At 39.1% G+C, this 11640-nt stretch carries 13 protein-coding genes; 4 read left to right on the top strand and 9 right to left on the bottom strand.

Annotated features, from left to right (window positions below; all coding sequences use genetic code 11):
* Window positions 1-233 precede the first annotated feature (233 nt).
* From PQ474_RS14430 to PQ474_RS14420, 3 genes are read right to left on the bottom strand one after another with little or no spacing between them, the layout of a single operon-like run.
* Entirely contained in the window at window positions 234-557 is a 324-nt protein-coding gene (locus tag PQ474_RS14430) for a thioredoxin family protein (RefSeq protein WP_273844581.1), read from the bottom strand.
* A gap of 18 nt (window positions 558-575) precedes the next feature.
* Window positions 576-1604 carry a PTS sugar transporter subunit IIC gene (locus PQ474_RS14425; protein WP_273844579.1) on the bottom strand — a complete coding sequence of 343 codons (1029 nt, stop codon included), beginning with the start codon at window positions 1602-1604 and terminating at the stop codon, window positions 576-578.
* A 24-nt stretch (window positions 1605-1628) separates the two neighbouring features.
* Entirely contained in the window at window positions 1629-2147 is a 519-nt protein-coding gene (locus PQ474_RS14420) for a hypothetical protein (RefSeq protein WP_273844576.1), read from the bottom strand.
* 172 nt (window positions 2148-2319) lie between these two features.
* Here PQ474_RS14420 and PQ474_RS14415 point away from each other — a divergent pair, with 172 nt between their 5' ends.
* Window positions 2320-2763, top strand: coding sequence for a YtoQ family protein (locus tag PQ474_RS14415; RefSeq protein ID WP_273844574.1), 444 nt, complete (start codon window positions 2320-2322; stop codon window positions 2761-2763).
* A gap of 345 nt (window positions 2764-3108) precedes the next feature.
* On the opposite strand, the gene PQ474_RS14410 is transcribed toward PQ474_RS14415, so the two are convergent.
* Together PQ474_RS14410 and PQ474_RS14405 are read right to left on the bottom strand one after the other, a co-directional pair.
* The gene (locus PQ474_RS14410; RefSeq protein WP_273844572.1) at window positions 3109-3630 is read right to left on the bottom strand and encodes a DUF84 family protein; all 522 of its coding nucleotides are present in this window, start codon (window positions 3628-3630) and stop codon (window positions 3109-3111) included.
* A gap of 125 nt (window positions 3631-3755) precedes the next feature.
* Window positions 3756-4829: a M42 family metallopeptidase gene (locus PQ474_RS14405; RefSeq protein WP_337956362.1), complete on the bottom strand. Its 1074-nt coding sequence runs from the start codon at window positions 4827-4829 to the stop codon at window positions 3756-3758.
* A 176-nt stretch (window positions 4830-5005) separates the two neighbouring features.
* On the opposite strand from PQ474_RS14405, the gene PQ474_RS14400 reads away from it, so the two are divergent.
* Window positions 5006-5311, top strand: a complete 306-nt coding sequence (locus tag PQ474_RS14400) for a PepSY domain-containing protein (RefSeq protein ID WP_273844565.1) — start codon at window positions 5006-5008, stop codon at window positions 5309-5311.
* Window positions 5312-5461: 150 nt separating this feature from the next.
* Here PQ474_RS14400 and PQ474_RS14395 read toward each other — a convergent pair whose 3' ends face one another.
* The gene (locus PQ474_RS14395) at window positions 5462-6313 is read right to left on the bottom strand and encodes a YtnP family quorum-quenching lactonase (RefSeq protein ID WP_273844563.1); all 852 of its coding nucleotides are present in this window, start codon (window positions 6311-6313) and stop codon (window positions 5462-5464) included.
* A 139-nt stretch (window positions 6314-6452) separates the two neighbouring features.
* Window positions 6453-7103, bottom strand: a complete 651-nt coding sequence (gene trmB, locus PQ474_RS14390; RefSeq protein ID WP_273844560.1) for a tRNA (guanosine(46)-N7)-methyltransferase TrmB — start codon at window positions 7101-7103, stop codon at window positions 6453-6455.
* Window positions 7104-7208: 105 nt separating this feature from the next.
* On the opposite strand from trmB, the gene PQ474_RS14385 reads away from it, so the two are divergent.
* Window positions 7209-7460, top strand: coding sequence for a YtzH-like family protein (locus tag PQ474_RS14385; protein ID WP_273844559.1), 252 nt, complete (start codon window positions 7209-7211; stop codon window positions 7458-7460).
* Window positions 7461-7566: 106 nt separating this feature from the next.
* Here the strand turns inward: PQ474_RS14385 and PQ474_RS14380 are convergent, their stop codons facing one another.
* On the bottom strand, window positions 7567-8361 hold the full coding sequence (locus PQ474_RS14380) for a phosphotransferase family protein (RefSeq protein WP_273844634.1): 795 nt from the start codon (window positions 8359-8361) through the stop codon (window positions 7567-7569).
* Window positions 8362-8481: 120 nt separating this feature from the next.
* Window positions 8482-10620: a type I pullulanase gene (gene pulA / locus PQ474_RS14375; RefSeq protein ID WP_273844556.1), complete on the bottom strand. Its 2139-nt coding sequence runs from the start codon at window positions 10618-10620 to the stop codon at window positions 8482-8484.
* Window positions 10621-10747: 127 nt separating this feature from the next.
* On the opposite strand from pulA, the gene purU reads away from it, so the two are divergent.
* Window positions 10748-11614, top strand: a complete 867-nt coding sequence (gene purU, locus PQ474_RS14370) for a formyltetrahydrofolate deformylase (RefSeq protein WP_273844554.1) — start codon at window positions 10748-10750, stop codon at window positions 11612-11614.
* Window positions 11615-11640: the final 26 nt, after the last annotated feature.

Below are 11640 nucleotides of genomic sequence, written 5' to 3'. Positions count from 1 at the left end.
AAGGCTTAAAACCTTGCAGCGGCTTCGCTCATTGCTTCGAGAGAGAGTAAAAAGGTAAAGTTCGACCTTTTTACTCTTCCCTTCTGGCTTGAGTAAGAGCGGCAATGGCTACGCACGCTGCGCGCCTTCTATGAGAAACCCGCTCATAGAAGGCTTAAAACCTTGCAGCGGCTTCGCTCATTGCTTCGAGAGAGAGTAAAAAGGTAAAGTTCGACCTTTTTACTCTCTCTCTCTTAGAAATGTGATTCTGCTTTTGTTAGGAAGGCTTCGATTTCTTCTTGTGATTTTCGGTCTTTGCTTACAAATCGTTCGACTTCTTGTCCGTTTACATAGGCAAGAAAACTAGGAATTCCGAAGATCTCGAGTTCGCCGCACAGGTCGATATATTCGTCACGGTCTACATAATAAAAGGAAAAGCTTGGGAAGTCGGCTTCAATTCTAGGTAGAACTGGTTCAATAACTCGGCAGTCTGGGCACCAGTCTGCTGAGAACATAAAAATCGCAGCTTCTTTGCTAGCTATTTCTCTAAATTCTTCTATACTCTTTATTTTTTCCATTTTCAAAACACTCCTCTGTTATATATTAATTTTCATATCTCCAAATTGAATCTTACCACGTTTTCTCATCCATTCAGAAATAATTAAACTAATGATTGCTGGGCCGATAAAGTGCAGCAGTCCAATTGCGATCCACACCTGAGCCGTAAATCCCATATCAGTTAACGTCATAATCGGACCAACTAAACCACTTGTCCCCATTCCAGCTCCTGCAGGTAGATTAGTCATTCCAAATCCTACTGTAGCAATGGGGGCCAAGATCGCACCTGCTACAGTTGGTGGAATTAAAATAAGAGGGTTCTTAACAATGTTTGGTACTTGAAGCATGGACGTTCCAACTCCTAATGAAACAAGACCTGACCAACCATTTTCCCTATAACTACTCACAGCAAAACCAACCATTTGCGCCGCACATCCAACCGTTGCAGCACCTGCGGCTACCCCTTCTAACTCTAACATAATGGCTAAAGCGGCGCTTGAGATAGGTGCTGTAAGAGCAAGACCCATTAAGGTAGCAACTACAATTCCCATTAAAATAGGCTGTTGTTCTGTTCCCCACATAATCAGAGCTCCGAATTGCTGCATACCCAGTTGAATCCAAGGACCAATTAGAGATGCTGATAAAAAACCACTTAAGATCGTAACTAATGGTGTTACAATAATATCCAGCTTGGTCTCTTCGGAAACAAGTTTACCTAATTCCGCCGAAATAACAGCAGCCACAAATGCACCAGCAGGACCTCCAAGCTGAGCTCCTGCCGCTCCACTGATAATCGTCGCAAAAACCACAAGCTTAGGTGCCTTCAACCCATAAGCGACAGCAACCCCGATAGCAGGTCCCATTAGGCTCATAGCTAAGCCACCTACCTCTTGCAGCCAAGCCCCCACATTCTCAATACCTAAACTAAAAATTTGCTCTCCTATCGTTCGCAGAATAAGCCCAATGATAAGCGATGCAAATAAACCTAATGCCATATGACTTAGCGCCGTAATGAAGTATGTACGCCAAGAAAGTTCAATACCCTTTTTATTCAGGAATGTTTTCAACCATGTACCCTCCTAGTTTTCACCTTACTCTATATTAGCTTGATATGAATGAACAATTTGTGTCATAGCACTGATATCATTTTCTAATCGTTTATAAGTTGAAAGTGTAGAGATCTTTGCTCCTCCAACTGCCGTTTTAACAAGAAGCAGTCCTTCCTCTTCCCCTTCTTCCACAATTAAATAAGAGACCAATTCATCGGTTTCACGAACCTCATAAATAATAGCCGTCCCTGCGCTCTCCATGTCTTCTTTGAGTCGAATCGTACTTGTAGGAGGTTCAGATGGTTGATGAAATAAGACGAAGAGCTGATCATCCTGTTGAAGTAAGATATTGTATTCTTGCTCTTCTATCACTTCAAAACCTCTCGGTAAAAAAATTTGAACCTCATCCATTTCTACATTCGATTGTTCCGTTTCCTCTTCAATGCTTACGATATATGCTTGACGACCTAGTTCTAATGCTTCTTCCTCTGTTACGGAACATCCTACTAGTACTAACATAACACTAAAAAGAATTCCGATACGCCAACCTTTCAAAATCAAACTAGACACTCCTTTTTATTAACTTGTGCAACTCTTATCTATCATACCCTCAAGGTTTCTAGCTGACAAGACAACATTCTTTGGAACTGGTACAATTGAAATAGTATTACTAGTAAAAGTAACCGATTCATCTCTTTTTTATTACACTTACAAACTAAAGGAGTGAGGAAATATGCAAGTAAACGTTTATTTAGCAGGAGAAATACATAACCCTTGGCGTGAACAGTTGCGAAGGCAAGCAGGTGAGCTTTCCCTACCCGTTACGTTTACAGGCCCTATGGAAAACCATGATCGATCTGATAACATTGGAGAAGAAATTTTAGGTGAGCAGTCAAGTAAAATCGCAAAAGACGAAGCAGCTTCTAGCATTAATAACTTGCGTACTCAAATCTTGATGACTAAATCAGATGTTGTCATTGCTTTTTTCGGTGAACAGTATAAACAATGGAATAGCGCAATGGATGCAGCGACGGCAATAGCGATGTCAAAGCCCGTCATTCTTATTCGTGATCCAAAACTACATCATCCATTAAAAGAGTTAGCCAATAAAGCACAAGTCGTTGTTGAAACTCCCGATCAAGCATTAAGAGCGTTAGCCTATATCTTTGAGAGTTAGAGAATCCTAAAACAAGTTAAAGACGCCAAGATGTGCGATTGCGAACATCTTGACGTCTTTTTAGCTTAATTCTCTTCTGCTAATTTAAAAATCCCGATTGCCATTCCAATACTAGCCACGTAAATCATTCCAGTAAAAGCTAAAATAATTGCAAGAACGGATCCAGTCACAGTCCCTCGCCCCTCTTCACATTAAATTTACTCCCACTTTTATTCTAATGGAAAGACAGACGAGAGATCGCGATGATTTGTGACAAACAATTTACATTTTATGGTAATTACTACGTTTCTCACTATACTTAACTTACTAATAAGATCATTTTTTATTGGAACTCGAATCATAACATTAGTGTTGCACATCTCCTCTAGAGGCAATGAATTGACCGTATAGAAGCTTTACTAAATGAGAAAAAAGTGCTTTCCTCGTTACCCACCCTGCTGTGTAAATTCCCATTGCCCCTTCTTTTTTTCTAATATCGGCTTGCCCTGTTAAACTGGCCATTATATCGGCTAATTCTTCTCCCGCATAGAGCCGTTTTACAACCAAATCGGGCAGTGGTAATTTAGCGCCTCCTGCATACCACTTTCCTCCGTCCTGATGTGCCAAGACACCCCAGTTACAAAGCATAAGCCCACTCTTTGTTTCTTGAACACCACCTTCTAAACCAAAAGCAAGGGTAGCATTAGTAATTACCAACGCACCTTCTGCTCTATTTTTTGCCCCAGCTAATGTTTCTTCATCTGAAAAAGGTTGGTCCGCCACGCCTGAATCAATTTTTACAGGAACAAACGTTAAACGTTCTCTAATTAATGTGTCTTGAACTGCATGTACTTTCGCTGGGTTTTTAGTTCCAATTGCAACAATCATCCTTTACCTCCTGCTATATGTAAAAAATTATAGAATACGTAAAAACGAAGCTAACCAAAGTGATGCTAAGGTTAACCTCGTTCCATTATAGTAGATATTTACCAATCTCACTACTCTATCCGTTTTTAGGCTTGGTTTTTAATTGAATGGACAGTACTAGCATCTGCTGATTTCACTAGCTTAACAATCAATTCTTTAGCTGCCGCATAATCATCAATATGGACAATGGAGGCTGCTGTGTGGATATAGCGCGAACAGATTCCTACGACTGCTGATGGTACACCATTTCCAGACATATGAACTCTACCAGCATCCGTTCCACCTTGTGAAATGAAATATTGATATGGAATTTGGTTCGTTTCAGCCGTATCTAGAACAAAATCCTTCATCCCACGATGAGTAATCATTGAACGGTCATAAATACGAAGTAAAGCTCCTTTTCCTAATTGGCCAAATGCATCCTTTCCTCCCGTTGCATCATTAGCCGGACTGGCATCAAGGGCGAAGAAGATATCTGGTTTGATCATATTAGCAGCTGTTTGAGCTCCTCTTAGGCCAACTTCCTCTTGAACCGTTGCACCTGAGTAGAGGATATTAGGTGTTTTTTCATCTTTCAGTTCTTTTAAGAGCTCAACCGAAAGACCAACACCATAACGATTGTCCCAAGCTTTTGCAAGTATTTTCTTTGGATTAGCCATTGGCGTAAACGGACAGATCGGTACAATTTGTTGACCTGGCTTAATTCCAATTGCTTCAGTATCTGCTTTATCATCAGCACCGATATCAATATACATTTGTTTCATATCCATTGGCTTTTTACGTTGAGTTTCCTCTAGTAGATGTGGAGGTGTTGAACCGATCACTCCGATAATAGGTCCTTGATCGGTCATTATTTGAACGCGTTGAGCGAGCAACACTTGACTCCACCAACCTCCTAACGGTTGAAAGCGGATGAGACCTTGCTTGTTAATGGACGTCACCATAAACCCGACTTCATCCATATGACCCGCCACCATTACAGTCGGCCCGTTCTCATCACCACGCTTCACCCCAAAAATACTCCCTAGACGATCTTGGACAATTTCGTCCGTATATTTTCCAAGTTCAAAACGGACAAATTTACGGACATCGTGTTCAAATCCTGGCGCTCCTTGAAGCTCTGTTAATGTCTTGAATAATTGCATCGTGTCTTGGTTCACTGTCACTAACTCCTTTCGACTCCCGTAATAAATATGTATCCCCTTCATTTTATCTGAATCAAGCCTTCTTTTCCACCATTGTCTTTTCTAAGATTTATTGCAGTTAATAATTGAAACCTTCTTCTTTTTTTGGATATACTATAAGAAGAGTATTGACCAAGAAAGGAAGAGATAAAATGGTGAAACGATTTATTGCCGGTTTAGGTATTGGTTTAGCTGCAGGGTATCTTCTTAGCCCTACTCTTAATAGTGGTAAGATTTCTCCAGAGAAAGCTCTTAAAGAAATTAAAAAAACAGTTTCACAAACATATGCGATCTCTGGTTCTTGGATTCATATGATTCCTGAAACTGTCGAATTAAACCAAATCTCATATCATGTCTACCGTGGGGGCATTTCTACAACAAACGAAGAAGGTACAACACAGTTTGAATTTTTAGCAGATACGAAAACAGGTGCATTGTTAGATCTTCAAGCTACATAAGAAAAAACGGCGTCTGCCGTTTTTTTTTACATTCAATAAGCATTGCCACTGCCATGGTTTTAAAGCCTTTTAGGAATGCTTTTCTAAAAGGCCCACTACGTATGAGCCTTTGCCCATCTTTGATTCATCAAAACAGCTTAGAATCACCCATTAATAATCGTAACGTTCCCTTTCAAGTGCTTCTTTTATTTCACCTTGCTCATCCCATTTTAACACACGATATTTATAATCATGGTAGAACAAAAAATAAGCATCTCGTTCTTTAGCATACTCCATCCATTTTTCTTTTTCTTTTATAGATGTCATCGGGTAATCATCATAAGCGAGTACCCAAAGGACGTTTGCATGCGCATGTGTAGGCATAATATCTGCTAAATGAATAAAGGTTTCCCCTTGATGTTCTATAATAAGGATTGCATGCCCCTCACTATGTCCACCGGTATGAATGAACCGAATTCCTGGCAGAATTTCTAGTTCATCTGTAAAGGTCTTGACTTGGTTCTGAATCGGTTTCCAATTTTGCTCCCAATATGTATTCTTTGAGCGAATGTTTGGTTGTTGCATCTCCTTCCATTCGATAGTAGAAGTATATATATCAGCATTGTTAAATAGGGATAGATATTGACCATTTTCCTCTTTCACCAAACCTGTTGCATGATCAAAATGAAGATGAGTCATTAAAACCATGTCAATATCTCCTGGAGTCAATCCTAATTCTGATAACTCTTTTTCTATAGACGATTCTTCTAATACTCCATAATTTCGTTTCTGCTTCTCAGTGAGTCTTCCATTGCCCATTCCAGCCTCGACCAAAATTCGGTAGCCATCTTTCTCAATAAGCATAGGATCTGTTCGAAGTTCTATTTGGTTCTTTTCATTGTGCGGATACTTTTTACTCCATAATGGCTTAGGAACTACACCGAACATTGCTCCACCATCCATATGAGTCACTCCACCATTTAACCAAGTAATCGTTAACCCATCTCTTTTTAAACGTTCCACTTCTTCTCCTCCTCTGTAAGCTTTACTATACTTTATTCGGCACATTTAAAGAATATCCTGTCAGAACCACAATTTTAGGATTTACTGCTTTTGTTTTGTAAAGATAAAAAAGCACCGAAGTTCGGTGCTTTCATCCATATTATATTGATTTAGGTGAAAATTTCGTTTCACAACGATAGATCCGCATCCCTTTTCGTGAAAATCTCTCTTCATACTCCGTCATCACATTGCCTTCAATTCCACTCTTATGAAGGTCTAAACTTACATTGTGCAAAGACATTCCGTATCTCGAGAAACTTTCTAAAGAATACTCGAATAAACCTTGATTATCCGTTTTAAAATGAATTTCACCTTCTGGGTTTAAAATTTCTTCGTAAAGTTTTAGAAACCCTTTGTAAGTTAAGCGTCTTTTTTCATGACGGTTTTTAGGCCATGGGTCTGTGAAGTTAATAAATACTCGATCAATTTCTCCAGGCGCAAAAAAATCTAAAAGGTTGCCAACATCCTCATTTAAAAACTTAACATTTTCTTGTTCTGATTCTTTAGAACGTTCCAATGCTCGAAGTAAAACACTTTCATACTTCTCAATACCAATGTAATTTATTTCAGGGTTCAGCATGCTCATTCCAATGAGAAATTGACCCTTACCAGTACCGACTTCTACATGAATCGGATGATCATTGTTAAATAATTTGCTCCAATTGCCTTTATGTTGACTTGGATTGCTAATGACAATATTGGGATTTTGGTTCATCTCGTCTTTCGCCCCAGGTATGTTACGTAAACGCACAACTCCACCTCTTCTTCATTTATTCACAATCGTCCATTAAGAATAGCTTTAACTTGTATAGCGCAAAATAGTAGTTAAGAAGCTCAATTTAAGGAGTGGTCAAAAATGCCAATATCAAATGAGGACAAATTACAACTACTACGTGACTTACTTCAAAACCAAGCAGTCGAACATTACATGACAACAGATGAAGCGGCACAAATCGAACGCCTTGTTTCATCACTTTCAACCGACCCAGCTTTACAGCCAGAAATCCAACAAACACTTGGTCTAATTCAAGAAAAGCATCAGCTTAATCACGATCCATTTGAACAGACTGATGTCGAACAATGGCTAAATGTTCTATCCATTGAATAATTCGACGGTAATCAACTTTATTCCTCAGGAAATATCGCTCTTTTTCTTCCATTCACGTAAGGGAAACAAAATCAAAAGACTCACCGATAGCTCGAACTGGTGAGTCCTAATCCTTCAGAAGGCTTTTTATATAAATTTTCAGTTGTTCAACTTGTTCAAATTGTTGTCTTCCAAAATGCCAAAGCAATACGGAAATTGATTGTGAAACAACGTACCAATGCATTCTTTCACATAATGAAGCATCAAGTTTCACTCCATATTGTTCTAACCAGGCTCCCCACTCATGATCAGGAATATAAGAATAAAGTAATAAACCTAAATCTAGCGCAGGATCTGAAACTGTCGCCCCATCCCAATCGATTAAATACAAGTGCTCTTCTTCATCTAGCATCCAGTTATTGTGGTTAATATCACAGTGGCAAACTACAAAATGCTCGTGTCTGACAACTTCTAGCATATCAAACAAATAACTCATCCCTGATTCAATTGTTTCATCTTCAATATGGAATGACTGTAACTGCCTGCGTAAATTCTCAACTATTACATAAGGTGTTAAAGGTTCATTGCCAATTCGTTTAAACATATCAAGCAGTTCACTTGACCCATGTATTTTTGAGAGAAGGGCAGCCACCCGACTTTCTTTCATTTCAAAAGCTTTGAGTTCCCTTCCCTTTATGAGCTTTTGTGCCGTTACGACATCGCCATTCTCTAAACGCTTAGTCCAGAGAAGTTTTGGAACAATTCCTTCCGCCGAAAGGACAGCAAGAAAAGGTGACGAATTACGTTTTAAGAAAACCGTCTGTTCACCATGCTGGGCTATATATGCTTCTCCTGTTGCACCACCAGCCGGATGCACCTTCCAGCCGTCTCCTAAAAATTGTTCCACCCAATTCACCCTCAATTTCATCAACTATCCCTCACCAAAATATCGGGAGATCAAGAATAGTATATCTTATTTTGACACAACCTGTCATTTTCAACTACTCGAATTTTTTATAGAAATGATCTAACATACTTTACCCTATAAACTAACACATATAAATGTCGATAATGGAGAAACATGCGCACAGTCTTCACCTATTTTGTATAATGGTATCAGAGAAGCGCTGTTATCGTCAACGAATACTTGCCATTTCTTTTCATTTGGGAGAAAAATAATTTCCTCATGCAAACCAGCATTGTGGACAACCACTATCTCTTTCCACTCATCCACATTTTCAAGCCCCCTTAGATGATAGGCAATACAGGTTGATTCAGCTTTAATGACGTGAAAATGATTCCTAATCATTTTAAAGGATTCTAGTCTAAATCCTGGATGTTTTCGCCGTATTTTAATTAATGTACGGATGTACTCAACAGAAGAATCAAAATAAGCACGTTGCTTCCAATTATAAACATTGACCCAATCTGGAGAATTGTAGCTATTTTCCACACCATGTTTCGTTCTAAACCATTCTTGCCCGGCATGAATAAAAGGTACTCCTTGAGACAATAAAATGATGGCTGTTGCGAGCTTATGGCGTTTCTGTAGAATGGATTGTCTTTCAATCGGATGTATGAGTTTTAATTTGTCCCATAATGTATGGTTATCATGAGATTCAACATAATTGATTGCTTGAATAGGCTTATCGAACTTATCCATACTCCCTTGTATGCCAAGAAGAGTCTCGTTTAGTCCATGTGTAGAGCCGCTGATAAAGCCAGGTTGCGTTACTTCAAATGTACTTCCTTTTACAGCATCACGAAATTTATCTTGAAAAAAGCCAATTCCTCTTAAGTTGGTCGCTTGATCTATAATGGCTCTTTTTTCTCGTGGATAAGCTGTCGGTAAATCCCACCCTTCTCCAAAAAGAAGAATATTTTTGTTGATCTTTTGAGCCGCCTCCCTCACCCTTTTCATTGTTGCTATGTCCAATATCCCCATCAGATCAAAGCGAAAACCGTCAACTTGGTATTCTTCTATCCAATAACGAATGGCATCGACAATGATTTTTTGAGCCATCTTTCTTTCAGAGGCAAAATCATTTCCTACTCCTGTGCCATCACTTAATTGATTTTCCGTTGCGTACCGAAAAAAGTAACCGGGGACTAACATGTCTAAAGCTGACTCTTCCCATATATACAGGTGGTTAAATACCACATCCATGATCACTCTAATTTGCCTTCCATGAAGCGTTGCTATAAGTTGTTTTAATTCACGGTTACGACAGTAGCCATCGTACGGATCACTTGCATAGCTGCCTTCTGGCACAAAGAAATGAGTCGTATCATACCCCCAATTATATTCAGATTCTCTGTTGCTCTCATCTACACTTCCATACTCCTGTACAGGAAGTAATTCGACATGAGTAATTCCTATATAACTCAGATAATCTAACCCAGTTACTCGTAATTCTTTATCCGTCGTCCCTTGTTCAGTTAAGCCTAAATAATTCCCTTTATGCTTAATCCCGTTATCTGGACTTATCGTAAAATCTCTAATATGTAGTTCATAAATAATACAATCGTTGGCAGACTCTTGTGTTTCTAAAATAGGCCACTTACCTGGCTCCGTTTTGTTTCGATCTCCAATCATTGCTTTCTCTCCATTTACACAAAGAAATTTAGCATAAGGATCGACCACGCATCTCCAAGTTTGATTCACATACACTTCAAAAAGGTACCAGACTCCCTCATAATCTCCTTGTAAACGAATGCGCCAAACCCCTTTTTCATCTCGCCAACAAGGATGGGTCTCCCCTTTTTCATCATGCCAAGACTTATAACAAATCACGTTCATCCTTGTTGCCGTTGGAGCCCACACAGCTAGAGACGTTTCCTCTTTCTTATAACAAGCACCTAAGTCATCACCTTCATAATAAAAAAGCTGATCAAATTCCTTCGTTCTAACAACCACCGTTGGCTTGATATAGCAGCTACACCCTTTGTATACAATGTAACTATCTTCGCCAAATGTAAAGGGCTTAGGTAAGCGTATGAGGACCATCTCGTCGTTGATCGTTACGTTTTTTAAGGGGCTCTCGCCTTTACTATTAATCATAGACCAACTATGTGAGTCTATTTGAGGCGCATTTTCAACTGTAACTCGAACCGTGTCAACGGTTACAAGTTCAGCCGCTTTTAATCGACAATTGACAAATGACTGCTTCTTTTGCTTCAATGATGAAAGCCCCCTTTCCTTTTTGTTAAACTATATTGTCTATTACTACAATATGAGCGAGGTTTCATAACCATTCGTTCACTTAAAGAAAGGTAAGGTATTGACCTGAATTTTTTGGAGGAAAAAAATGAATACAAACACAAACATTCGTGCTAAATTATTAATTTCTTGTCTGGATCAACCAGGAATCGTCTCAGCCGTATCAACGTTCTTACATCAGTATAAGGCAAATATTGTTCAATCAGACCAATATTCTACAGACCCATCTGGCGGTATGTTCTTTATGAGAATTGAGTTTGATTTATTTAAAGAAAGTTACGAGTTCAATGTTGTACGCGAAGCATTTGAAGATATCGCATCGTCTTTTGATATGGAATGGACTATGGATCTTGCGTCTAGACGAAAAAAAATGGCCATCTTTGTTTCAAAAGAGGATCATTGCTTACTTGAATTACTTTGGAAATGGAGAGCAGGTGAATTAGCTGTTGACATCCCTCTCGTAATCAGTAACCATCTTAATTTAAAAGACGATGTTGAAGCCTATGGCATTCCGTTTTTCCACATTCCAGTAAACAAAGCTAATAAAGAAGAAGCTGAACAAGAAGCTATTTCAAAACTTTATGAATATGATGTTGATTTTATCGTCTTAGCAAGGTATATGCAAATACTTTCACCAGACTTTGTCGGTACATTTCCAAAAAGAATTATCAACATTCATCATTCCTTTTTACCAGCGTTCATTGGTGCCAATCCATATGCGAAAGCATTTGAACGCGGCGTAAAACTGATTGGTGCCACCGCCCATTATGTAACAAATGACTTGGATGAAGGACCCATCATCGAACAGGACATCTTACGTGTAAACCACCGTTATACAACGGACCAACTAAAAGTAGCCGGACGTAACGTTGAACGTATTGCCTTATCCCGAGCTGTCAGTTGGCATGCCAACGATCAAATCATCGTCCATGGAAACAAAACAGTGATATTCTAAGAAAAGACGGCGTCAGCCGTCTTTTC

Origin of the sequence: Halalkalibacter alkalisediminis (genome assembly GCF_028610705.1) — a bacterium.
Taxonomy (GTDB): Bacteria; Bacillota; Bacilli; order Bacillales; family Bacillaceae_D; genus Halalkalibacter; species Halalkalibacter alkalisediminis.
This window is presented reverse-complemented; position numbering and strand designations above follow the sequence as displayed.

Coding starts and splice junctions, on each gene's coding strand:
- PQ474_RS14430 (WP_273844581.1), bottom strand. CDS start 557: ATGGAAAAAATAAAGAGTATAGAAGAATTTAGAGAAATAGCTAGCAAA.
- PQ474_RS14415 (WP_273844574.1), top strand. CDS start 2,320: ATGCAAGTAAACGTTTATTTAGCAGGAGAAATACATAACCCTTGGCGT.
- PQ474_RS14410 (WP_273844572.1), bottom strand. CDS start 3,630: ATGATTGTTGCAATTGGAACTAAAAACCCAGCGAAAGTACATGCAGTT.
- PQ474_RS14400 (WP_273844565.1), top strand. CDS start 5,006: ATGGTGAAACGATTTATTGCCGGTTTAGGTATTGGTTTAGCTGCAGGG.
- PQ474_RS14385 (WP_273844559.1), top strand. CDS start 7,209: ATGCCAATATCAAATGAGGACAAATTACAACTACTACGTGACTTACTT.
- purU (WP_273844554.1), top strand. CDS start 10,748: ATGAATACAAACACAAACATTCGTGCTAAATTATTAATTTCTTGTCTG.